This window comes from uncultured Catenibacterium sp. (assembly GCF_900540665.1).
Taxonomy (GTDB): Bacteria; Bacillota_I; Bacilli_A; order Erysipelotrichales; family Coprobacillaceae; genus Catenibacterium.
Map to the genome: position 1 here is coordinate 1 of NZ_UQGV01000021.1, position 25468 is coordinate 25468.

Annotated in this window: 24 protein-coding genes; 15 read left to right on the plus strand and 9 right to left on the minus strand. The window is 33.4% G+C overall.

Annotated elements, in window-relative coordinates; genetic code table 11:
* Positions 1-65: 65 nt before the first annotated feature.
* Positions 66-1262, minus strand: a complete 1197-nt coding sequence (locus QZQ55_RS04255; protein WP_295090301.1) for a hypothetical protein — start codon at positions 1260-1262, stop codon at positions 66-68.
* Positions 1263-1479: 217 nt separating this feature from the next.
* On the opposite strand from QZQ55_RS04255, the gene QZQ55_RS04260 reads away from it, so the two are divergent.
* The 10 genes from QZQ55_RS04260 to QZQ55_RS04305 all read left to right on the plus strand — a co-directional run bounded on the left by QZQ55_RS04260 (position 1480) and on the right by QZQ55_RS04305 (position 11755).
* Positions 1480-1776 (plus strand): type II toxin-antitoxin system RelE/ParE family toxin, encoded by a 297-nt coding sequence (locus QZQ55_RS04260; protein WP_295090304.1) that lies wholly within the window; start codon positions 1480-1482, stop codon positions 1774-1776.
* A 29-nt stretch (positions 1777-1805) separates the two neighbouring features.
* A complete protein-coding gene (locus QZQ55_RS04265; protein WP_295090308.1) occupies positions 1806-2858 on the plus strand; it encodes a HigA family addiction module antitoxin in 1053 nt (350 codons plus the stop codon).
* Positions 2859-3040: 182 nt separating this feature from the next.
* Positions 3041-3430, plus strand: coding sequence for a (deoxy)nucleoside triphosphate pyrophosphohydrolase (locus tag QZQ55_RS04270; RefSeq protein WP_295090311.1), 390 nt, complete (start codon positions 3041-3043; stop codon positions 3428-3430).
* Between the two features lie 74 nt (positions 3431-3504).
* Entirely contained in the window at positions 3505-6357 is a 2853-nt protein-coding gene (locus tag QZQ55_RS04275) for a DEAD/DEAH box helicase (protein WP_295090313.1), read from the plus strand.
* A gap of 71 nt (positions 6358-6428) precedes the next feature.
* The gene (locus tag QZQ55_RS04280) at positions 6429-7658 is read left to right on the plus strand and encodes an alkyl/aryl-sulfatase (RefSeq protein WP_295090315.1); all 1230 of its coding nucleotides are present in this window, start codon (positions 6429-6431) and stop codon (positions 7656-7658) included.
* A 121-nt stretch (positions 7659-7779) separates the two neighbouring features.
* Positions 7780-8469 carry a VWA domain-containing protein gene (locus QZQ55_RS04285; protein WP_295090318.1) on the plus strand — a complete coding sequence of 230 codons (690 nt, stop codon included), beginning with the start codon at positions 7780-7782 and terminating at the stop codon, positions 8467-8469.
* Between the two features lie 66 nt (positions 8470-8535).
* Entirely contained in the window at positions 8536-9609 is a 1074-nt protein-coding gene (locus QZQ55_RS04290) for a PP2C family serine/threonine-protein phosphatase (RefSeq protein WP_295090321.1), read from the plus strand.
* 5 nt (positions 9610-9614) lie between these two features.
* The gene (locus QZQ55_RS04295; RefSeq protein ID WP_295090324.1) at positions 9615-11084 is read left to right on the plus strand and encodes a hypothetical protein; all 1470 of its coding nucleotides are present in this window, start codon (positions 9615-9617) and stop codon (positions 11082-11084) included.
* A 94-nt stretch (positions 11085-11178) separates the two neighbouring features.
* The gene (locus QZQ55_RS04300; RefSeq protein ID WP_295090327.1) at positions 11179-11343 is read left to right on the plus strand and encodes a hypothetical protein; all 165 of its coding nucleotides are present in this window, start codon (positions 11179-11181) and stop codon (positions 11341-11343) included.
* A gap of 1 nt (position 11344) precedes the next feature.
* Complete coding sequence (locus QZQ55_RS04305) at positions 11345-11755, plus strand: hypothetical protein (RefSeq protein ID WP_295090330.1); 411 nt, start codon at positions 11345-11347, stop codon at positions 11753-11755.
* Positions 11756-11779: 24 nt separating this feature from the next.
* On the opposite strand, the gene QZQ55_RS04310 is transcribed toward QZQ55_RS04305, so the two are convergent.
* The 3 genes from QZQ55_RS04310 to QZQ55_RS04320 all read right to left on the minus strand — a co-directional run bounded on the left by QZQ55_RS04310 (position 11780) and on the right by QZQ55_RS04320 (position 15600).
* Positions 11780-13339 carry a hypothetical protein gene (locus tag QZQ55_RS04310; RefSeq protein WP_295090333.1) on the minus strand — a complete coding sequence of 520 codons (1560 nt, stop codon included), beginning with the start codon at positions 13337-13339 and terminating at the stop codon, positions 11780-11782.
* Between the two features lie 206 nt (positions 13340-13545).
* Positions 13546-14331, minus strand: coding sequence for a Nif3-like dinuclear metal center hexameric protein (locus QZQ55_RS04315; protein WP_295090336.1), 786 nt, complete (start codon positions 14329-14331; stop codon positions 13546-13548).
* A gap of 42 nt (positions 14332-14373) precedes the next feature.
* Positions 14374-15600, minus strand: a complete 1227-nt coding sequence (locus tag QZQ55_RS04320; protein WP_295090339.1) for a hypothetical protein — start codon at positions 15598-15600, stop codon at positions 14374-14376.
* A gap of 139 nt (positions 15601-15739) precedes the next feature.
* Between QZQ55_RS04320 and QZQ55_RS04325 the strand changes: the two genes are divergently transcribed.
* Complete coding sequence (locus tag QZQ55_RS04325; protein ID WP_295090342.1) at positions 15740-17083, plus strand: MATE family efflux transporter; 1344 nt, start codon at positions 15740-15742, stop codon at positions 17081-17083.
* A 15-nt stretch (positions 17084-17098) separates the two neighbouring features.
* Here the strand turns inward: QZQ55_RS04325 and QZQ55_RS04330 are convergent, their stop codons facing one another.
* From QZQ55_RS04330 to QZQ55_RS04340, 3 genes are all read right to left on the minus strand, one after another.
* Positions 17099-17965, minus strand: a complete 867-nt coding sequence (locus QZQ55_RS04330) for a DMT family transporter (RefSeq protein ID WP_295090345.1) — start codon at positions 17963-17965, stop codon at positions 17099-17101.
* 46 nt (positions 17966-18011) lie between these two features.
* A complete protein-coding gene (locus QZQ55_RS04335; RefSeq protein ID WP_295090349.1) occupies positions 18012-19598 on the minus strand; it encodes a Cof-type HAD-IIB family hydrolase in 1587 nt (528 codons plus the stop codon).
* 72 nt (positions 19599-19670) lie between these two features.
* The gene (locus QZQ55_RS04340; protein ID WP_022425350.1) at positions 19671-19988 is read right to left on the minus strand and encodes a single-stranded DNA-binding protein; all 318 of its coding nucleotides are present in this window, start codon (positions 19986-19988) and stop codon (positions 19671-19673) included.
* Positions 19989-20112: 124 nt separating this feature from the next.
* Here QZQ55_RS04340 and QZQ55_RS04345 point away from each other — a divergent pair, with 124 nt between their 5' ends.
* On the plus strand, positions 20113-21381 hold the full coding sequence (locus tag QZQ55_RS04345; RefSeq protein ID WP_295090352.1) for an O-acetylhomoserine aminocarboxypropyltransferase/cysteine synthase family protein: 1269 nt from the start codon (positions 20113-20115) through the stop codon (positions 21379-21381).
* Positions 21382-21435: 54 nt separating this feature from the next.
* On the opposite strand, the gene QZQ55_RS04350 is transcribed toward QZQ55_RS04345, so the two are convergent.
* The gene (locus QZQ55_RS04350) at positions 21436-21804 is read right to left on the minus strand and encodes a desulfoferrodoxin family protein (protein WP_221711553.1); all 369 of its coding nucleotides are present in this window, start codon (positions 21802-21804) and stop codon (positions 21436-21438) included.
* 230 nt (positions 21805-22034) lie between these two features.
* On the opposite strand from QZQ55_RS04350, the gene QZQ55_RS04355 reads away from it, so the two are divergent.
* Entirely contained in the window at positions 22035-22442 is a 408-nt protein-coding gene (locus QZQ55_RS04355; RefSeq protein WP_295090355.1) for an Rrf2 family transcriptional regulator, read from the plus strand.
* A 27-nt stretch (positions 22443-22469) separates the two neighbouring features.
* Here QZQ55_RS04355 and QZQ55_RS04360 read toward each other — a convergent pair whose 3' ends face one another.
* Positions 22470-23306, minus strand: coding sequence for a DMT family transporter (locus tag QZQ55_RS04360; RefSeq protein ID WP_295090358.1), 837 nt, complete (start codon positions 23304-23306; stop codon positions 22470-22472).
* A gap of 149 nt (positions 23307-23455) precedes the next feature.
* Here QZQ55_RS04360 and QZQ55_RS04365 point away from each other — a divergent pair, with 149 nt between their 5' ends.
* Positions 23456-23647 carry a hypothetical protein gene (locus tag QZQ55_RS04365; RefSeq protein ID WP_295090361.1) on the plus strand — a complete coding sequence of 64 codons (192 nt, stop codon included), beginning with the start codon at positions 23456-23458 and terminating at the stop codon, positions 23645-23647.
* Positions 23648-23657: 10 nt separating this feature from the next.
* On the plus strand, positions 23658-25388 hold the full coding sequence (locus QZQ55_RS04370; RefSeq protein WP_295090364.1) for an ABC-F family ATP-binding cassette domain-containing protein: 1731 nt from the start codon (positions 23658-23660) through the stop codon (positions 25386-25388).
* The last annotated feature ends 80 nt before the right edge of the window (positions 25389-25468 follow it).

Consider the following 25468-nt stretch of genomic DNA (forward strand, 5'->3'; position numbering starts at 1 on the left):
CTGTGGTCGGTTTATCTCCGACTGAATTAGTGCCATGCCCGGCACACTATAAAAAGAGGAACTAACTAGTTCCCCTGTTGTCCTAACCATTCCCATGCATTAAGATCACCATCACAGCATTCATCATTATCCCAGTAGATCCAAGAACAATGACCATTATATTCATAAGTACTACCATCCTCATTCTTATACAGCCCAGTTGTATCATGTACATCATCAAATACCGATACATGAATATTTGTAGCACCTGCAGCAAGTAGTCTTTTTACAGTAGGTTCAGTACATAGTGTATAATCAATCACATGATCCGTTTTAGCATAAGTAAACCAAATAGGCATATGTTTGATACTATCAATCTGATTATTTGTCATATATGCATCATGATATGCTTCACAGATTGGGAATGCTGCCGCAAAGTAATGTAGATAATGTAAAATCATTTCCATAGTCATGTATCCACCATTAGAACATCCTCCAATATATATTCTATTTGCATCAATATCAGGATTATTTTTCACATAACAATCAATAAATTCAAACAAACTCTTTGTATATATAGAATTCTTTGTATCACTCTTATATTCACCTATTCCATTATCCATCCACATAGTAGGGCATTGTGGTACAAGTACATACGCTTGATTCATACACTTCTGAAAAGGAACATCTGCCATAGCAGTCACTTTATTAGCCAACAAATCAATGGAAGGATCCGTTCCCCCTTCACCTAACCCATGTAACCAGATTACTAAAGGATGTTTCTTACAATCATTTGTTGGTTTGTATTCCGCATATGCATACTTTATTCCATCTACCGCCTTGTATGAATTCATAGTCCACTTATCTAATTGTGGGCATGACTTAGCATCACCCTCTACATCAATATCCGGATTAACGTCCATACCACTTATATGTAATCTATAAGGATTACACCAATTATTCAATTGAGTTGTCGTATGAAAGATAAATGGGGAACCCACACTAGGTGATATAGCCAATTCAATAGTCATATAATTAGATGAAGTATTCTCTTTATTACCATATTCATCTGAAATATAAGCATCTATTATTTCTCTTTCAGTTCTTATTATCCCTTCTTCACCTGTTATTTGATCAATTACATCATTCTTTTCTTCTATGACCTTCAAGTTATTCATATCTATCAAATCAATAACATAATCAAGTTTAATAATAGTCTTCTTTACAGCTGGTCCAAAATCTTCACCTGTAACTACTACTTTTTGTGTTCCTCTATATTCCATTTTTATACCCCTTCTTTTGTAAGCATTAACATTAATATAACACAAATTAAAAAGAGGGACTACATACACAGTCCCTCCCGCAGCATAAAACGCAAAGCATTCCGACATAACATGATTCAAATTTACCTCATAAGTAAATTATTATCAGTGATATTTATAGCAAAAAAATATTATAATATATTTACCTTAAAGGTAAACCCTCGGAAGAGGTCATGGATTGGAAATAACATACAAGACTCGCAAAATCGAAAAGGTGTGTACAATCGCAAGCGAGGCAGAAAAGAAATATGGTTCAGAAATGGCCGAAAAAATCCATCAGCGTATAGATGAAATATATGCAATCGATACTGTTGAAGAGATGGTTCAATTCTATATCGGAAGATGTCATCCATTAAAAGGAAATCGCAAAGGTCAATACGCAATGGATTTAGTTCATCCTTATCGACTGGTTTTTGAGAAAACAGGAGATAAAATTCAAATTGCTAACATAATGGAAATCATAGATTATCATTAAATTTTCATTTTATTTAAGGAGGTATTACGATGGTGAAAAGTCGCACTTTTATTGCAACACCACCGGGAGCAACTATTAAAGAGCAGTTGCTTGATAGAGGACTTAGTCTGAAAGAATTTGCAGTACGCATGGGCATGTCCGAAAAACATATTAGCAAATTAATTAATGGCGAAGTTCAGTTGACTCCGGATGTTGCTGTTCGTTTAGAAATGGTATTAGGTGTTCCTGCAAAGTTTTGGAATAAACTAGAGGCCACTTATCGTGAAAAAATAGTAAAAGCCAACGCTGAGAATGACATGGATGGCGATAAGGAATTAGCAAAAAAACTACCTTATCGTGAAATGTCCAAACATGGTTGGGTCCCTGAGACTAGAGATATAATCGAAAAGGTTATTAATCTTAGAAAATATTTTGAAGTTGTAAACCTTGGGATTATTAAGAATATGCAATTATCAAAAATAGCATGTCGTAGATTGGCTGAAACAGAAAAAAGTGATCTTGCACTATTGGCATGGGCACAAAAAGCTAAACTAGAGGCTCGTACTATTGAGACTTCATTAGTTGATTTAAAAACACTTAAGAAAAGTTTGCCAGAAATAAGAAGTATGACCACAATGAATCCTTCTGATTTCTGCCCTAAGTTGATTGATCTGTTATCTAGCTGTGGTATTGCGCTTGTATTTCTTCCTCACATTGGAGGTTCTTTCCTGCATGGTGCAACTTTCTACGATGGAAACAAAATAGTTGTTGGCTTAACAGTCCGCGGCAAAGATGCAGATAAATTCTGGTTTAGTCTATTCCATGAGCTTGGCCATATTTTACTTGGCCACATCAACCAGCCAGATGGAACAACTGAAGAAGATGAAAATGCCGCTGACACTTTTGCAAAAGAAACACTTATTCCTACAGAAGAATTCAATGCATTTGTAAATCAGAATGATTTTTCAAAAGAAGCTATTTATGCTTTTACTAAGGAAGAACATATTCTTTGTGGAGTTATTGTGGGACGTCTGCAAAAAGAAGGCTTCATAAACTATAATCGCTGTAGTGATTTAAAGACAAAATATGCATTATCAGAGTAAATATCAAAGGAGAATCATTTATGAAGAATACAACTGAAGATAAGGAATTGCTATTGAACGAAAAAGGAACATTCTGATTCTAATTAGTGAATAAGCTTTACATATATATACAATAAGCATGCCGATTTTTGAAATTCTATTTATTTATGATAGAATAAGCAGGTAATGAAAGGATGTATCATATGAAAACAATAAATGTAGTAGCAGCTATCATCTGTAAAGATGATAAGATCATGATTGCGAAAAGAGGTTATGGTGAATTTGAAGGAATGTATGAATTCCCTGGCGGAAAAATCGAACCAGGTGAAACTCCTGAGAATGCACTTATCAGAGAATTAAAAGAAGAAATGAACGCACATTTAATCGTAGATGAATTCTTTATGCATGTTCACTATAATTATCCAACATTCATATTAGAAATGGATTGCTTCTTATGTCATATTCCAGATAATCATTATGAATTACTAGAACATGAAGATTGTAAGTGGATTATTCCTGGGCAAGAAGATGTTGTATGGGTTCCAGCTGATTTACAAATTATTGAAAAACTTATTGCAAGAAATCAAGCTTAACAAGTTTGGTTTCTTTTTTATTTCAATCATATGATATAATTGTATTAGTTTTCGTATTGAAGGAGTTATTTTATATGGATGAATTAAACAAAGCATTGCAAACAAGCTTTATTGATCAGTCTTTTCCTTCTAATAAGGATTTAAGACCTAAATTATTTTTCAATGATTATAAAAGAAGAATGAATCTTGCATTTGAAATTACTAAAAGATTAAAAGAATGTGACTATTTTGAATTTTCAGTTGCTTTTATTAGTGAATCTGGACTGGCTGTTTTAAAACAAATACTATTAAATTTAAAAGAAAAAGGCGTTAAAGGGCGTATTATTACATCCACATATTTAGGTTTTAATGATCCTAAAATGTTTAAGCAACTCATTTCTTTTACTAACATAGAAGTAAGAATATTTGAACAAGAACATTGTGGTTTCCATCCTAAAGGATTTATTTTTCATAAAGGAGAACATCGTGACATTATTGTAGGTAGCTCAAACTTAACTCAAACAGCACTAGAATCAAATCAAGAATGGGACTTATTTTTTACGTCTCACGAAAATGGTGAGCTTGCTGCACAAGTATCTAATGAATTTAATATTCAATGGGAACTATCTACTCCACTCACAAATGAATGGATTGATAATTACAAAGAAACTTATGTAAAACCTGTTCGCCATACCCTAACACATAGTTCAACAACAATAAAACCTAATAAAATGCAAGAAGAAGCTTTAAAATCATTAAAGAATCTAAGAGATAATAGCAAAGATAAAGCTCTTCTTATCTCAGCAACTGGTACTGGTAAGACTTTCTTATCAGCATTTGATGTAAAACGCTTTAACCCAAAAAGATTATTATTTATTGTTCACAGAAGAAATATTGCAGAAGCGGCACTTCGTTCTTTTAATTATTTAATTCCAAACGTATCTATGGGGATCTTCTCTGGAAACACAAAAGAAGCTGATTCTGATTTCATCTTCTCTACTGTTCAAACAATCCATAAAAAAGAATATAGAGAAATGTTTGATAGAGATGCTTTTGATTATATTATTATAGATGAAGTACATCGTGCAGGTGCTAAGTCTTATCAAGATATTGTAGATTACTTTAAACCAAAGTTTTTATTAGGTATGTCTGCAACACCTGAAAGAAGTGATGACTTTGATATATATGAAATGTTTGATCATAATATTGCTTATGAAATTAGATTAGTACAGGCTATGGAATATAACCTACTCTGTCCATTCCATTATTATGGAATAACTGATATGACTATCGATGGAATTGAGATTGATGATAAATCAGAATTCAACATTCTCACATCTGAATTACGAGCAGATTATATTATAGAAAAAATCAATGAATATGGCTATAGTGGTGATCGTATTCATGGTTTAATCTTCTGTAGTCGCAAGGATGAATGTGAAAAGCTTTCTCAGCTATTTAATATGAGAGGATATAAAACAATTGCATTAACAGGTCATTCTTCAGAAGAGATGAGACAAAAAGCAATTGATTCTTTAGAATCTAATGATGAGGATTCATTAGACTATATATTCACAGTTGATATCTTTAATGAAGGCATTGATATTCCTAAAGTGAATCAAGTCGTTATGTTACGACCTACTGAATCAGCAATCGTATTTGTGCAACAATTGGGACGTGGTTTAAGAAAGAATGATTCTAAAGAATATGTTGTCATTATTGATTTTATTGGTAACTATGAAAAGAATTTCTTAATCCCTGTCGCTTTGTCAGGACAAACTAATTACAACAAAGATTCATTAAGACAGTTTGTATGTGAAGGTTCGCTTATTACACCAGGTGCTTCTACCATTCAGTTTGATCAAATTACAGAAAAGAGAATTTATCAATCTATCGATGCAGCAAACTTTACACAAGTAAGACTTATTAAAGACTCTTACAAACAGTTAAAAGAAAAGCTTGGTAGAATTCCTCATTTAAAAGAATTTGAACAATATGGTGCCATTGATGTTCAATTAATGTTCCAAAACAAGTCTCTTGGTTGTTACCACACATTCTTATCTAAATACGAAAAAGACTACCATGTAAAATTTAGTGCTCTAGAGGTAAAATACCTTCAGTTTATTTCTTCAAAGCTTTCTTCTGGAAAACGAATTGAAGAATTAGAAGCTATTAAGCTAATCATCAATAAAAGAACAAATCTTATTACACATCTCAAAGAGACATTAAACAATATTTATCAAATCAATTTACCTGCTGTAGGTATTGAAACTATTTCAAATATCTTATCTCAGAACTTTATGACCGGTTCAAGTAAAAAGACCTTTGAGGATGCTGTATTTATTGATGAAAACTTTGAGTCTTCACCACAGTTCTTAAAATTACTGAATAATAAAGATTTTAAAAATCAAGTAATGGAAGTTATTGAATATGCAATTGATAAAAATATAAAAGAGTATTCTAATAGATATAAGAATACCGATTTCTGTTTATACTCTAAGTATACATATGAAGATGTTTGTCGATTACTTAACTGGGAAAAGAATATTGTACCATTAAATATTGGTGGATACTTCTATAATTCGCGTACAAATACTCTTCCAGTATTTATTAATTATGATAAAGATGAATCAGTTGTAGACACTCAAAAATATGCGGATCACTTTATCGATGCCCAAAATTTTGTAGCTATGTCTAAAAGCAACGTTAGAATCACTAACCCAGGTATGGAAAAATTCGTAAAAGCAGCAGAAAATAAAACAAATATCTATTTGTTTATTAGAAAAAATAAAGATGATGCTGCTTCAAAAGAATTCTATTATTTAGGTGAAGTCTATATTTCAAAAATAGAAGAGACCACAATGGCTAATGATGTGCCAGTCTGTGAAATCTACTATCATCTAGACCAACCAGTTAGATCAGACATCTACGATTACATTCTTTCCTAACACTTACCTAAAAGTACCTACTACCCTCCTATCTCATTCTCTTGTAGAATACAGATAGGAGGGTATTTACTATGAGTGAACAACTACTAATCAAACATACACAAGAGACATTTAAAAAACATCTTTATGAAATCAATGATCACATTCTATTCTTCTATTCCTATGGTCACAGTAATGCGACTGCTATTATAGGTAACAGTTCTGTTATCTTAATAGATACTCTAGATTCTAATGAATATTCACAAGACTTATTGAATGACTTAAGAAAGTATACAGATAAACCTGTCAAAACATTAATCTATACACATGGACATCCAGACCATAGAGGTGGTGCTGGTACCTTTAGAGATACTGTAGAAGAAGTCATTGCTTTTACACCTTGTAAAACACCTTTAAAGTATTATGAAAAGATTGATGAAGGATTAAGAAAAAGAGGAACATACCAGCATGGGTATACACTCACAAATGAAGAAGCAATATGCCAAGGTATAGGCGTAAGAGAAGGTAAAGTCACAGGACATGGACACTATGATTTTATCTCTCCTACTACTTTATATACGGAAGATAAAGTCATAAGAGATATAGATGGTATTCATCTAGAACTATATAGAGCACCAGGAGAAACTAATGATCAGATTTGTATCTGGATGAATGATGATCAGGTTCTATGTACAGGTGATAATTATTATGCTGTTTTTCCTGCCTTGTATGCTATTAGAGGAACACAATACAGAGACCTAGCTACATGGATTGATTCTTTAGACCTTATTCTTTCTTTTGATGCAAATGTTCTATTGCCAGGTCATACACATCCTTTATTAAACAAAGAATTAATCCAAAACCAAGTAGGTCAGTTTAAAGAAACTATCGAATATATTCTCTTTAATACCCTAGACTGTATTAATAAAGGTCTTACTCTAGATGAAACAGTACAAACTGTTTCATTACCAGACCATCTTAAAACACTTCCTTACCTACAGGAATATTATGGAACTGTAGAATGGGCAGTTAAAAGTGTCTATACAGGTTACGTGGGATGGTTTGATGGTGATCCTGTTCATTTATTACCTGTCAGTGATCAAGAGTATAATAGTATCTTATTAGAACTCATAGGTGAAGAAAAGCTATTAGAAAAGATTAAAGATTGTATGTCTCATTCACAATATCAGATAGCTTTACAATTATTAGAACTCATAGACAATAAAGAACTGAAAAAAGAATGTTTACTACGACGTGCAAAACAAGTAAAGAGTGCAAATGCCAGACATTATCTTATTGCATGTAGTAAAGAATATGATTGAACCTCTTCGGAGGTTCTTTTTCCATATTTGGACAGAATTTGGCAATAACTGGTTACTACTTCAGATCCTTTATTTCCTATAATTAAGTCATACCAAAGGGGTATACAAGGAGGAAATAAATATGTTTAACATGAAAGAATATCCACGTGGTGGAGCTATGAATGGAGATATCATCAATAGAACAGAGATGCATCTTCCATGTGTCGTATTAGTAGACACATCTTCTTCAATGCGTAGCGTACAAGATCAGATTGAAAGAGGATTAGATACTTTAGTGAATTCATTAGATGACCAGGCTAAAGGATGTGTAGAATTCTGTGTCATTGGATTCGACGATGAGGCTAAAATTATCGCCCCATTCTCACCCGTTTACGAGTTCTATCGCCCATTCATTGATTGTGATGGTATGACAGCTATGCATGAGGCCGTTGAGTTAGGTATGAGTGAAATTAAAACACGTGTAGCACAATACAAACAGGAACATGTGCCTTATTATCGCCCTTGGATCTTTATGCTTACAGATGGTGGCGCAAATGATCCAGACAACGGTGCATTTGAAAGATTATTAGACTTTCAGAAAGATAATCATACTACTTTCTTTCCTGTAGCTATTGGTGATGCTGATATCGGACTTCTCAAAACACTAAGAGAAGATGGATTAGTTTTAAAGGCAAGCAAGGAAAACTTTGTAGGTGCTTTTGTATGGTTAAGTAACAGCATGAGTAGAATTTCTCATTCTAGGGGAGAGAGCACTGCTACACTTCCATCTACCAAAGATTATCAGTTAGAAGTAGAAGTAAGAGGGATGTAATTACATTTAGAGATTGCGGTTGTTACTTCTACAATCTCTTTTACTAGATGAAAGGAGTGAATATTTATGATTCATACATTTAATATTACCCAGCAGGGAGAAAGTCATATTAAGAAAGATCTGCCATGCCAGGATTACAGTTGTACTAAACGTATGACACATCTTGATCAAGAGATTATTATTGCGGCAATATCAGATGGTGTCGGAAGCTGTGAATATAGTCAGATTGGTTCTAAAGTTGCAGTAGAAAGCTTTATTGAATGTCTTACTTTTAATATTGAGAATAAAGTAGAAGAATTCTCTGAAGAAACTATACTTACTATACTTAAACATGCATTTCATTATAGCTTATCACAAATTAATAAAACTTCAGAAAAAGATGAACTTCCCTTCTTAGAATATGATTGTACCCTTACAGGTGTTGTATATGTTGGGAATACTCTCTATTTTGGTCATATTGGTGATGATGGGATTGTTGCTCTTTACTCTGACAGAAAGTATGAAATGATTACAGAAAGACATAAAGGTGAAGAAGTAAACACTGTGTTTCCATTAAGAGAGGAGGATACATGGCAGTTTGGGAAATGTAATGATGTTGCTTCATGTGTTTTAATGACTGATGGCGTATTAGACTTTTGTGTTGATTCAATTGCGATGAATAATAGAGTATTCTTTCCATTCCTAGAACCAGCACTTACTGAAACTGAAAAAGAGGAAAAAGAACAACAATTAGAATGGGAAAATTATCTAGCAGGTAAAAGTGAAGATTTCCCTGACTTTAGAAACATAGTAACAGATGATATCAGCTTTGTAGTAATCCAGAATGTTGATCAATTAAAGGAGATGGAACTCCCTATTCCATTTGATAGTAAGAAATGGGAAGAAGATACACTTAAGAGAAAGAAAAAAATAGATGAAATATTATATGCAGATCATTATGAACATAAGGAAAAGCTAAATAAAGAGAAACTAGATAATGAGAAGTCAGATAAAGAAGAGTCACATAAAGAGGATAATGTGACTGATAATGAAGGAAAAGAAGCTGTAAAGGATATGTTTAATGCAGCTTATAGAGTGGGAAAGTATATTAAAAAACAACTCACAAATGTGGGTGAAAAAAGCAATAAAGATAAGGAGTGAGATCTATGATCTATTATGGAAGAAATCACAAAATATATGATTTAGGTCAACGCTTGGGCGGTGGTGGCGAAGGTGAAATCTATGATATTGTAGGTAATCCTTCTCTAGTCGCAAAGATATATTTTAATAGTAAATTCAACCCTGTTCCTGGTAATAGTAATCCTCGTAAAAATTTAAAAGAGAAGATTGAAACAATGTTGGAACAGCCTGTTCAGCCATATGTAAATGGTGTACTAACTGTTGCCTGGCCTCAGGATCTATTACTGAACCAGCAAGGACAGTTTGTTGGTTATGTTATGCCTAGAGTAAAAAGTACACATCATATCTTTGCAGCAAGTAGAGAAAGAGAACGTATGCAGCTCTATCCACACTATACATGGAAAACCTCTATTGCGATTGCCTATAATCTATCTTTAGCGGTAAAGATCATACATCAATCAAATGCGGTTATAGGAGACATGAACCCCAATAATATTATGATTGATGAACATGGCCATGTGACAATCATCGATACTGATTCCTTCAACATTACCAATAAGAAAACAGGTAAGGTTTATAAGTGTAGTGTTGGTATCTCAGAGATGCTAGCTCCTGAATTACAGGGAAAGAATTTAGCAGATTCAAGAAGTGTATTTAATGAGAAAACAGATGATTTCTCATTGGCTATTCATATATGTACCTTGTTGATGAATAACTGTCATCCTTTTGGTTGTACAAGCTTTAATATTTCACAGTCATCTACAAGTACTAACCCTGTTGTCTACAATATTTTAAGAGGGAATTGTCCTTATGTAACCAACGCCAAAGGAAAAGCTTCATCTGATTCACCAGATGTCAAGATGCTTCCAAAAGATATCAGAGACTTATTTGATCGTGCATTTAACTATACTTCTTCTACTGCCATTAAATCTTCTACTATTCTTAAAAGACCAAGTGCAAGAGAATGGCAGAATGCTTTAGGAAAGCTATTGAAAAGTAATATGAAAACATGTAAAAAACTTTATCCTGAAGTACATGTCTATCCTGCAAGTTATCATAAGTGTCCCTGGTGTGCAATCAAAAGTAAAGTGCCATCAAAAAACATTAATATCAATCAACTCAGTCAATCCTGGAAATTATGGCTTGTATGTATATTAAGTGGATTAGTTTTTAGTCCATTCCTAGCTAAATATTTTATTCCCATTTGCATTAAACTATGTGGGACATCTTTTGAACTCACAACAGCACGTATTATTTTGGCTATTGTCGGTAGTATTACTGGTGCTATCATTGCATTCTATGCACAAAAACATTATATAAAATCAGGTTATGAATATACTTGGTTATCACTTGGACTATTAGTCCCCTTTGCGACAGTTGTATCTTCTTCTTTAGTTGTCGTATGTGGTTTTCTTGCTGTATATGTTGCTGAAATTATAATGAATGTATGCATAATCATTTTAATCTTTACAATACTTTTCGGTATATTCTCATAATTTGACTAATTTTTCCAAAAAATCATGATTTGTGGTTACTAGTTCAATACATCATTCATATACAATTCACTTATAGAAAAGGAGGAACAGAAGTATGAAAAAAATTGTTAAAAAAATTCCAAACGTAAAGCTATTCAGTAATTATTTTAAATGTCCAAAATGTGGATGGGAAACTGATGGTCCACGTCTAGTCAAAGGTGATATTGCACAATGCCCTTGTGATGAGTGTGGCTTCTCATATCTTGTAAGAATCAAATAGAATGATAGCAAAAATGAGTAATAGATGTATCTCTCAAATATATCAAACTATATATGATTTACACAACAACTATGAAATAGGTGGTATTCTTCTAGGAATAAGAACTCCTATCAGTATCATAGGATTGCAAGCAATAAGTATTCCATCAATGAATCTAAGTAGCTTTTCATATCATCTAGATGGTGATAAAGCGACAGAGATAGTAAATGATTCAAGCTATGATTTTATCGGAATATGGCATAGTCATATTAATTCATGCAATCATTTTTCTATATCAGATGAAAGTGTGAACCGTGAATTAGCCAAGATATTTGATGGAATCATATCAGTTCTAGCTGTTATAGATGATACATCAGTAAACATTTCATCATTCTATATTAATCAAGATGGAAAAAGCATCCAATGTACGTGAAAAGGCCCGACAATGTCGGGCCTTTTATATGAATTTTTTATAGATTTGATATTCACTAATTAAGTTTTTAACTGCTTCATAAGAATCTGGTTCTGTGTAAGAAAGATATGCAAAGTCTTTCTTATATCTTGTAAAGATCATATCAAAATTGTTATCTACATGTTGATCAATAGGCATTAGATCTAACTGCATATGGGCTTTTTCTTTTAAGCCCATATGCGTATAAAAATGATACAAAGCCATACGAATAAGAATTGTCTTTGAATTCTCATGAATATAGAAATAGAAGGTAGCTATAGAATGATAATGATCAGCCAAGAAATATAAAGCTTCATTGTATTGAGTAGAGTTTTCTCCATACAGCTTCTTTGTGATACGTACAATAAGATTACGCACATAGCCTGATTTATTATGATACTCTTCACATAACTCAACAGGATCTTCTCTTGTTGAAAGATCGTACTTTATATATTGTAAGTAACATGTTGCGATATTCGCATATATACGACTTAATACATAAAGGGCATTGATTTCTTCTTCACTTATAGAACGATTTCTTAATAATCTATTTTCATATACTGTTATATAGATTTCTTCATCAAGATTTGAGTTAAGCTTGTTTAAATGGGCATTTTGAAGAAGATTCTTCAATGCAGTTAAACACATATCCATTTTTTCTTTTTGCGTGATTGGTTTGTTATGATTTTCAATACGTACAATATTATTGTTTTTAGATAATTTAATATTTCCTTGTATTGATTGATCTGAATTTTCAATCATAATCCCATAAATTGACCCTTGTATCCTACGTATATCATTCACAGAAACATTGACAAAATCATCATCATCATAGATTTGATTTAAGAAGTTCAATACTTCCAGATTAATACGATACGCATCCTCATGATGCATTTTATCTAGTATATCTGAGATGGAATATAACGTATTCATAAAAGTAATTGTTTCTTCTTGTGATAGAGTATAAAAAGAATCATTATCCAAAACATTCTTAAAGAAATGAATGTATTCAGTCTTAATGTTTTTAAACAAGTCATTCGCTTTATTGGTTTGTAGTAGTTCTGTGATATCATCTATTCTTTGTTGGTAGAACTCTAAAGTAACAGGTAATCTAAACTTCATGTACTCATCAATAATCTTATTAATCATGTCAACTGGTATTCTATAGGGTTGAATATGATTTGTAGAATATTGATCATAGTAATGATGCCATAAATCTAGAATTAAATCTTGATATATACTTAGAGTATTTTTATCACATTTAGTAAGAATATCTGGACCTTCAATGTGATCAATATATTTATGGATCATCAATAGTTCTAATAACTGTGTTGTCTTTTGAATACATACATCTGTATCACTTTGAAAGAATCTTTTAAGGGCAGAAACATATATTTCTGGCTTAGGAAAAGGCTCATTCTTTTCTATTTTCTTTATATCTCTTCCTAATTGATATGAAGAAAATAAATCCTCATATAATCCACTACGATCATTATGATAAGTAAGTATTCCTAATGTCTGATTAAATATTATCAATACAAGATTCTTAAAATCAATATTGTTCATGATATCACATCCTTTATGGTACATTATACTGCATTGATTACTAATAACTCAACGAACAAAACGCCGTGTTTACCGCACACCTATAGAGGTGGGGGGGATTCTTGCTCACGGCGTGTAAAAAAACAATTCATCATATCCCTCTTACAGTTATCATATCATGAATTGTTTTTATACTTCATTTTTATCAAATTCGTGCTTAAAAATGCTTATTCATCCATATGGTATATACCATAATCATTAGATACAAAAGTAAATGTCACTTCTGGGAACTGTTTAGACAAGTACTCTACCATATGTTCCATACCTGGTGCTTCACATGTCATATGATTAATCACTATAAGTGGAATATCATGATCTACTGCCCACTGGACACCTATCCAGTTACTTACACCATCATCACTGACTAAACATGCATCTGCACCTTCTTCATACATTTCAAATATATCTGTACAAGCACCTGTACCTATGCCTAATCTATGTATTATTTGAGTCTTATCTCCTATAATTTCTATACCTTGCTGGTGGTAACATTTAATCTTATCAATAATATGATGTGCACATTCTTCTACTGTCATATTAATATCATGAGTATATCTATAATAAGAATGATCATGTGATTCTTCAAAATCTAGATCTAATGTGTTAGCCCAGCTATCTCTAATTCCATATTCAGGATAGACATCCCACAAATCATGACATCTATAAATAGTAATATTATTTTCCTTTAATAATGCTTCTTTTTCTTTTTGTGCTTTATAAATTAATGTAGGTAAAGTGGTAGATGCGAGATAGAATGGATTCTCATGTAAAATAATAAAATGTATATCATGTTCTATTGCATATTGAATCACTTTATTAGTCGCAACCCAGCATGTTATTACTTCGCTTATTTCTGTTTGATCATCCCCAAACAATATACGATCTCTTGTACAGCTTCTATTCACCCATTCACCCTGTGACTCTAATAAGTCTATGATATCTCTTATTCTCATATGTGTTCCTCCTCTAATAATTATACGCTAAAAAAGACATTCTTAATCAAGAATGTCTACCTGTACTGCATTAATTGTCATTAAACTAGTAAAGTCATTAATAGAGAGTTTTCCTACAATCTTGACTGTCTGACCTTGTTTAAATTGATTCATTTTATAGTTTGGATTATAGATGATTGTATCAATACCACCCACATTAGGAATAAAGAAGCTTAACTTGATATGATCAAAATAATCCTTTACAGGTGCTTCATGAATGACTAAACCTTCAATAGAGATATAAGTCTTTTCCTGTCCATTTCCAAATGGTGATAATACCTGCAAGTATTCTTCTATATTTGTCTTAGATAAGTCTGAGATTTCTAATGGAATCACATCTCTTACTCGATCATCATCATAGAATTCATCGCTAATAAAGTATCCTGCATTGATTTCATCCGCAATAGGTGCAACAGAACGGAACTTACCTGTACCAGGACATCCATAAATAAGGTACTTAACCATCTTCTTCGCATTGTTTAAAGAACTAAGGTAATTAGCCATCTTATTAGTGATAGAACCAGACATAACACTTTCATTATATGTCTTCTTGAATTCTCTTTGACGCATATTGTTTTTCTGTCTTGTCTTAGGTGTTAATGCAATAAATTCAATCGCATCAAAACGACAATCATTTAATAATCCTAAAGTCTTCTTTAAATGATAACGATTAGAATTACATAGAGGAACTCCTTCAGACTGGATACCAATACCTGCAAGAGAAGCTAAATAATGGTTTTCTTTACCAAGTAATGCATTAATAAGCTGTAATACAAGTAAGCTCTGTGCAACATCTTCATCCTTATAGTGACCACCAGGTACTAATGGATAAACATCATTTCCATCTCTTACTTCTAACTGTTTTCCTAAGATAATATGAAGACCAGGTCCAAAATCATCCTGAGGACCATCAAAGAATTCAAAAGCTGACTTTCCTTTAGCCATTAAGACACCAAGGAAGATCATTGCACTTTCTAATAAATGATGTAGTTCTGTACTCATGATACAAATATGAATCTTAGACTTAGAAGCACATGCTTCTTTAATAAGATTCAATACTGTTTCACCATTCTCTAAATCTGTAAAGTTATAATAGAATGGTGTGTTGAGGGCTTCATAGTCTTCTTTTGTAAAGCCTCTATGCTCAACATATTTCGCAATAATCGGATTCACTTCATAGGAATCCATGATTTCTTTTGTATGAGATAATTCAACTTCGTGAAATATCATTTTTTCACTCCCCTCTTTCCAAAACAATTATAACGAATGGTTCTCTAAAAAAAAAGTGTTACTTTCATTTACTCTTTTTGAAACTTCTCAACACTCTTTATTTTAATATGCTAGACTATAAGGGTAAGGGAGGGATTTCATGAAGAAAGATCAATATCAAATGGATATGACGCACGGTCCATTGCTTGGTAAAATCTTAATATTTTCTATACCACTAATGTTTTCAGGGGTGCTGCAGTTATTATTTAATGCAGCAGATGTTATTGTGGTAGGGCAATTTGCTGGTCCACGTTCTATTGCAGCAGTTGGTTCTACATCTTCTGTTGTCAATCTATTAGTCAGTTTATTTATTGGTTTATCTGTGGGTGTCAATGTCCTTGTAGCTCGTTTTATTGCATCGCAAAGAGACAAGGATACCCATGAAACAGTACACTCTGCTATACTACTCGCAATTGTCTTTGGCTTGATCTTTGCAGTAATTGGTGTAGCAGGATCAAGAAGAATCCTAGAAGCAATGGGTTCACCTGATGATGTCATCAATCTAGCAACAACTTACTTACGTATATATTTTGTAAGTATGCCCTTTGTTGCACTTTATAACTTTGGTGCTGCCATATTACGTGCTATTGGTGATACAAAAAGACCACTTATATTCCTTATAGTGGCTGGAGTTGTGAATGTCATATTAAACTTAATATTCGTTATTATATTCAAGATGGATGTAGCTGGTGTTGCACTTGCGACATTTACAGCAGAACTTGTTTCTTCAATACTTATTATCAACTGTTTGATGAAAACAAGTACTGTCATTCATTTAGATATCCATGCTTTAAAGTTTCATAAAGATAAAGTGATTCAGATATTCAAGATTGGGTTACCGGCAGGATTACAGGGTGCTATTTTCTCTATTTCTAATATCCTGATTCAATCATCTATTAACTCATTTGGTTCTATTGCGATGGCTGGTAATGCTGCCGCAGGTTCACTTGAAGGATTTGTTTATCAGTCTATGAATGCCATTTATCAGGCTTGTGTGACTTTCACTAGTCAGAACTATGGTATTAATGATAGAAAAAGAGTCGATAGAGTTCTAGCATTATGTATTGGTATAGTCACAGTTGTAGGACTTGTTTTAGGTAATCTTGTCTACTTCTTTGCTGATGAACTCATTCGTATCTATACAACAGATGTACAAGCTATTGCCTATGGTCATGAAAGATTACTCTATATATGTGTACCTTACTTCATCTGTGGCTGGATGGATGTTATAGTGGGTTCATTAAGAGGTTTAGGTTATTCTACTATTCCTATGATTGTATCTTTAATTGGTGCATGTGGACTAAGAGTCTTGTGGATTCTTACTATCTTCCAATATTTCCATACACTCAATTCTATTTATCTATCATATCCAGTCACATGGGTTGTCACTGCAGCTGCCCATCTCATCACTTATATGATACTAAGAAAAAAAGCATTCAATTAAAAAGCCATTCAGAATTTAATTCTGAATGGCTTTTTTATCAGGTAACTGTGCAATAATAATTGCGACAAACATGAGTGCACAGCCCAATCCTTCTTTTATTGTAAGACTCTGACCTAGGATCATCCATCCTGCAAGTACTGAGAATACAGATTCCATACTTAACAAGATAGAAGCAACTGTAGGATTCATACCCTTCTGTCCAATAATCTGTAATGTATAGCCTGCTCCACTTGATAATAATCCAGCATAGAGAATAGGTGCACATCCTGCCATGATATTATGCATAGATACATCTTCAAATAAGAACATAGGAATAGTATTTAATAATGCACATGTAAAGAACTGAATACAGCTCATCTTGACACCATCTACTAAAGGTGAATAGTGATCAATGACAAGAATATGTAATGCGAATACGCAGGCACATGCACATACTAATAAGTCACCTTTACCAAAAGTTAGTGATCCTGTCATACATAATAAATAAAGACCAATAACTCCTAGGACAACAGAGATAGCAATCTTAGGACTTAACTTCTTCCCTAAAAATAAACTAAAGAATGGTACGACAATAATATAAAGTGCTGTAATAAATCCTGCTTTACCAACAGTTGTATACTGAATACCAAACTGCTGTAAACCACTGGCTAGGCCTAATACAATACCACAGGCAATTCCACCAGCCCATAATTTCTTATCCTTGAAATTCATTGTATGATCAAAGAAATAAATAAGTGGTAATAAAACGAGTCCTCCTAAATAACTACGTAAGGCAGTAAAAGTAAATGGGCCTACATAGTCCATACCTGCACTCTGTGCTACAAAGGCGCAGCCCCAGATAAAGGCTGTAAGTAGTAGTAATAAATGATTTTTATAACGCATGATTCCCCCTCCTACAAAGGGGTATTCTACACGAAATCATTTCTACTTACAAAAGATATTTATCTACGATGACTTTTATACCATCATGATCATTATCTAATGTGATTTCAGTGGCTAGATTCTTGATTTCTTCTGTCGCATTCTCCATCGCAATGGCAATACCGGCTCTCTGGAATGCTTCAATATCATTTCCACTATCTCCCATCATGATTGTATTTTCAATAGGAATATTTAAGTAAGATGATAGAGATTCAAGGCCTGCACCTTTAGTAATACCTAAAGGTGTGACTTCAATAGCTGTTTCTTCTACTACAGCACAGCTGACTGGAAACACTTCTAGTTTCTTTAGAAGATGATTCATTGCATCAACACTTGGATTATATAGACAGAGCTTAAGGATTTCATCCTTATGTACTTCTGCATATTCATAGATATCCTCTACAGCTAATGCATGACTTTCAAACATAGACTGATAAATAGCCATATTATAGTAAGGCATATTCTCTATATCTTTTTGAGAAGCAATGGAATGTGTTGAATCAAGTAGATACAACATCACATCTTCTTTCTTCACAATATCCATCATCTGTGTAAATACATTTGTATCAAAAGAATTGACTTCTAATGGTTGGTTATTCTTAAAATCATAGATCAAGCATCCACTTAATAAAATTCCATAATCACAGAAATCTAATTCACCTTCATAGTCCTTTAATTCTGCCAGCCCTCTTCCTGTACATAAACAAATACTCTGTCCTCTATTACTTGCTTCATTTAAAGAATCTGCTGTATTTGGCGAAATTGTCTTATCAGACTTCAGAAGTGTACCATCCATATCAAGTGCCAAAAGATATCTTTCCTTGATCCATCCATAATGCAGACAGGCATTGTAGATACCATCCTTGTCGGCATCAGTAGTCACATAAGTGGCTTTCTTCTTTAATTCATCTATACCATTACCCATCGCAATACTTGTCCACTCTGGAATAAACATAGACAAATCATTCTTTTCATCACCAAATACGACAACATCCTTAACATCACCACCAAGATGTTCCACCATACGTTTAATACCCTTGCTCTTATCTCCTGGTTCTACAAACAAGTATTCCTTATGAAAACGACACCAAGGTAACTTCTTTAAAGATTCTAGTTTCTCTTCTTCACCCTTGAAGCAGGCAATATATACCTTATAGATTTGATCATAATCACGTGGATCTAAACTTTCTACCACTTCTGTCTTCATATAAATATCATGAGTGAACTCATAAAAACGATCATCTGGTGCAAGTCTTCTTGTTTTGTTGTCAGGAGAAAAAGCCCATATCAAACCCTTCTTCTCACATTCATCTATTAAATCAAGACATAATTGATAATCCAATGGTTCAATACCAATCAACTGATCATCAATAGTAATTCCATTCCCTCCATCACTGATCATATTATGAAAACCTAATTCATGCATATAATCATGTGCCATGGCATAACTTCTACCTGTCGCAATCGCAATAAAATGACCCTCTGCTTCTAGCTGTTTTAAAGCATATTGTGTTGATTCAGGAATATATTGATCTCCTGGTGTACCTACAGCTAAAGTTCCATCAATATCAAAGAAAAAGTATTTTCTATTCATCTGTATCCCTCACTTTCGAGATACATTATACACGTGTGAACATGCATTACTCAATCATCATTGATGCATGTTCTAGAATGAATAGTTAGAGTCTTCACATACCATATGTTCTGGATAAATTTCCATAGCATATGAAGTTGTTCCTGAACGATTTGGATAAAAGCGTCCTCTGACACTTCCTTCAATAGACACAGACTGACCTTTTTCAAAGTGATCTACAACATACTGTGCTTTCTCATCCCAGATTACACAACGTATATAATCATAACGTGGTCTATCTTCAGTCCCTCCTTTCGTAGTAAGTAAGAAAGAACCTCTTAATATTCCATTTCTAGATTCTTTCACTTCTGGATCAGATGTAATCTGACCTTGTAATTTAACTTCATTCATATTTTTATTCCTCCTTCTATATACTTATTCCCTAAAACTAGAATAAATTACTTAAAATTTTTAAAAAAACTTAAATCCCTACAACCCTTATGGTATATAATGTTTAAAAAATGGAGGAAATTATATGGAATTAGAAACAAAAGCAATCCATGAAGGCTGGAAGCCTGGTAATGGAGAACCTAGACAGTTACCAATTTATGAAAGTACTACTTTTAAATATGATTCAAGTGAAGAAATGGGCATGTTGTTTGATTTAGAAAAAGATGGTTATTTCTATTCACGCTTGCAGAATCCTACTAATGATGCAGTTGCAGCTAAGCTTACTAGCATGGAGGGTGGCTATGCTGGTATGTTAACAAGTTCAGGACAGGCAGCTAACTTCTTTGCGATTTTTAATATCTGTGAAGCAGGAGGACATGTTGTAGCCTCTGGTAATATTTATGGAGGTAGTTATAACCTGCTTTCAGTAACTATGAAGAAGATGGGCGTTGATGTAACTTTTATTAATCAGGATGCATCTGTTGAAGAAATCAATGCCGCATTTAAAGAGAATACTAAGTGTATGTTTGGAGAAACATTATCTAACCCTACAATGGAAGTATTAGATATTGAAAAGTTTGCTTCTATTGCGCATGCACATGGTGTACCTTTAATTGTGGATAATACATTCGCAACACCTGCCAATTGTCAACCTATTCAATGGGGTGCTGATATTGTGACTCATTCTACGACTAAATATCTAGATGGTCATGCATCAGGTGTTGGTGGTGCGATTATCGATAGTGGAAACTTTGACTGGATGAGTCATGCAGAAAAGTTCCCTGGACTCACTACTCCAGATGTTAGCTATCATGGTATTACTTATGCCAAGAGATTTGGTAAGGCTGCCTATATTACAAAAGCCACTGCACAATTAATGCGTGACTTAGGATCTATTCCTTCACCATTTAATAGTTATTTATTAAATATCGGTATTGAATCATTATCTGCGCGTATGCGTGTGCATTGTGAGAATGCCTTAAAGGTCGCTACATACTTAAAGAATCACCCAAAAGTAGAATGGATCCACTATCCTGGATTAGAAGATGATAAATATCATGAAGCAGCTAAGAAATATATGCCTCATGGTACATGCGGTGTTATGTGCTTTGGTTTAAAAGGCGATAAGAAGGAAGCTGTGACTTTCATGGATCACTTACAGCTTATTAATATCGTAACTCATGTTGCAGATGCAAAGACTTGTATCTTACATCCTGCCAGCCATACACATCGTCAGATGACAGATGAACAATTAAAAGAAGCAGGTGTTGATCCAACACTTATTCGTTTATCTATTGGTTTAGAAAACCCAGAAGATCTAATCAATGATATTGAAGAAGCATTAAAGTACTAAAAAAGACTGTTCATCTGAACAGTCTTGAAAGCAGAATTTATTTCTGCTTTTTTATTATGCTTTCCATAAACCATGAAGATTGCAGTAGTCATAAGCTGCTACAACTTCATCACCTTCACCCATATAGAATACAGCTTCAGGCTTATCAGTAGGTGTTAACTGTTTGAACTGAGTACCATTCTTAGTTTCTAATACAATTAATGTAATGTAGTGTGCTTCAGTCATAGGATGTTCTACTGATCCTACAGATACTGTCACCTTAGTTCCTTCTACTTTTACAACAGGTACATGCTTTTCAACTGCGGCATCAGTTGTATTTGGTGTTAATTCCTTCATAGGTTCACCACAACAAACTACTGGTACACCAGAATCCACAAAATGAGTGATAACGTTACCACAATGTTCACAACGATAGAATTTCATATTCAATTCCTCCTTTATCTAAACCTATCATAACACTTTTAGAACAAGACTACGAATGATATGCATTCTTTTCATAAATTTATAACCAAAATTGTAAAAGTGTTGATTACCAAAGGTTTTTTTTAAGTGTTATTTGTGAATTTTTTCCAAAATAATCTTGTAAATATTTACAAAAGGCATTATTATGTAAATGGAAATAATAATAGAAGTTTTATATGGAGGTGATACATATGACTAGTGATTTTAGTATTGCTGTCCACGCTCTCGTCTATTTAGGTGAAAACCAAGACCTTATTTCTAGTGATGAACTTGCAAAGCATATTTGCACTCATCCAGTACGTGTAAGACGTGTTATGATCAAATTGAGAGAAGCTGGTATTATTAAGGCTAAAGCAGGTGTTGATGGAGGATATCGTCTTGACAAAGAAACAGATGATATTACTTTATCTGAGATTGCGAAATCTGTCTCAAATGATTATATCCATGTGACTTGGCACAATGGTGAAGATGGAAGAGAAGCCATTAAGGACTCTAAGGTAGAACAAGCCATCGATTCTATTTTTGTAGATCTTAATGAAGCGTGTGACAATTTGTTGAAAGACAAGACCATCGAAGACATTATTAATATATCAAAGTAGAAATGGTCTACGAAATAAAGAAGCAGCTTATAAGGCTGCTTTTTTAAAGTCTAATATTAAGTTTAAGATAATGCCTCCTACAACCATTCCTGCACCGATTAAACTAATACCGGATATTGTTTCATGGAAAAAGATAAAAGCCCATAGAGGCGCTAAAATGACTTCTAACATGCAAATAAGATTAGCTGTAAAAGCTTCTGTACAGGAAATACCTATGGCTAGGAATATACCGCCTAAACACATTGGGAAGAACCCATAGCCACATACTCCAAAGGCATCTGTAAGATGGACATCCGGAAGTCCCCTAAAGACAATCAAGCCTACTGTAAGAGAGAATATATAGGCAAATATTGTAGAAGAGAAAGCTTCTGCATCTTCTTTGTTGTTAAGGTAGAACTGCATTCCAAAACAGGCTCCTGATGTAATTGCAAGAATATTTCCTAATAAATGTGAGAAGGAAAGAGTATCTGCAAAAAATAGTGCCATACCAGTAAAGACAATCGCAATAATCCCCATTTGTCGTTTTGTTGGTAATTTACGTAAATCAATAGATTGATAAATCAATACAAAGATTGTTGATGAGTACTGTAATACAATCGCATTCGCCACTGATGTAAGCTTATTTGCATAAATAAAAGTCAAGCTCATAAGGAACTGAAAGCCCCCTACTGTAATTGTCATCTTATTGAATACCAATTTCTTATGATGGATGATCATACTTAGAGGTATCGCAACAAGTGAACTCATCATAGAGAATCCCAAGCCACTTAAGTGGCTTGCACGTATAAATAAACCTGCAAGTGACCAGCAGAATGCTGTCATCAGCAGGCAGAAGACCCCTTTTGTACTTATTTTATTTTCCATAATACTGCAACTAATAATGCGTTGATTAAAGGAATAAGCACCGGCACAACAACACATAAACCAAATAAAAGCATATTATTCATAAAGTTCACGCTCCTTTTCCCCATTATAGCATGCTATAATGAGGAAAACAAAGAGGAGATGATTTCATGTGGGTTGTTGAAAGAATTGATGAAAAAGGGTATTATCATCTAGAAAACTTAAAGACAGGTGAAACCATTTTAAAGAGAGATCTGAATGCACATGTAAATGATGTGTTAGATGATTGTTTCCATGTTTTACCTGAAGAAACAAAGAAGAGAAAACAGGAAGTGGATGATTTATTCCACTCTCTTTTATAGAGGTGAATACATGTTAATTAATATACAGAATTTATCTTATGCGATTGGTGAGAGACAGTTGTATAAGAACTTGAATATGATTGTAGAGGACATAGACAAGATTGCCTTAGTTGGTGTCAATGGGACAGGTAAGAGTACTTTATTAAAGATGATTGCCCATCATGAAAGTCCTGCAATTACTTATAAGAAGGACTTAAAGATTGCATACTTATCTCAGAATCCTGTATTTAGAGACAATGAAACAATTCTTAATGAAGCAAAACATATTCTTAAAGATGTTCCTGAATATTCTATCAAGTCTTCTTTAACACGTTTTGGTTTAGAAGATATGGATCAGGTGATCAGCACTCTATCTGGTGGTCAGAAGAAACGTCTTGCTCTTGCAATAGTATTACTAGAAGAATGTGATTTACTTATTCTAGATGAACCAACAAACCATCTAGATACACCAATGATTGAATATCTAGAAAAGTATTTAATAAAACGTTCTAAAGGATTACTCATGGTTACTCATGATCGTTACTTCCTAGAACGTATTACTAATAAGATTTATGAATTAGATAGAGGTGAGATATTCCCTTATGTCGCTAACTATTCTCATTTTCTAGAATTAAAGGCAGAAAGAGAAAATAACGCTTTACAGGCACAAAGAAAGAGAAACCTCTTCTTAAAGAAGGAATTAGAATGGGTCAGAGCAGGTGTTCAGGCACGTTCTACTAAGAGTAAGGACCGTTTACAGCGTTTTGAAGAATTATCTTCTATTGAACAGATCCAGGAAAAAGGAACAGTAGAACTGATTGATACAACAAGTCGTTTAGGTAAGAAAACAATAGAGTTAGTGAATGTGTCTAAAAGTTATCCTGATAAGGTGATGTTTAAGCCATTTTCTTATTTATTTAAGAGATTTGATCGTATTGGTATATTGGGTCAGAATGGCTGTGGTAAGACAACATTACTGAATATGATTGCAGGTATCATCACTGATTATGATGGTGAGATTATTATTGGTGATACAATCCGTATGGCCTACTTCCAGCAGCATTTCCATTATGATGACCCAACAATGAGAGTCATCGATTATATTCGTGAAACAAGTGATAATCTAGAAACAAGCGAAGGGACATTAAGTGCTCGCAACATGTGTGAACGTTTCTTATTTGATGATCATGCACAATATACACAGATTGGTAAACTATCTGGTGGTGAACAGAGAAGACTCTATTTATTAAAGGTTTTAATGGGTGCTCCTAACGTATTACTACTAGACGAACCGACTAATGACTTAGATATTGAAACATTGAATGTATTAGAAGACTATCTAGATACATTTAAAGGTATTGTGATTACTGTATCCCATGATCGTTATTTCCTAGACCGTATTGTCGATGGATTATTTGTCTTTAAAGATCAGGAAATCCATTATGTGAATGGTGGCTATAGTGCTTCTATTGATATCACAAACACAAAGAAAGAAACAGAATCTCAGAAAGAAGATTATCGCAAACAAGCAAAAGAGAATAGAAAAAGAAGATTAACTTTTAGTGAAAAGAAAGAACTAGAAGGTATGGATGATCTTTTAATAAATCTAGAAACTCGTTTATCTGAGATTGATGAGGAAATGGGAAGTACCCAGGACTTTGAAAAACTAGATGAATTAAGTAAAGAACGTGATGAAGTTGAAAAGACTTTAGAAGAAAAGAATGAACGTTATCTAGAACTATTAGAAATAGAAGAAAGCTAAAAGAAAAGAGGAACCCATTTGGATTGTGTCTTTAATTTTTGTGGGGGTCAGACCTTCGCTCTAAATATTTGGGGGTCTTG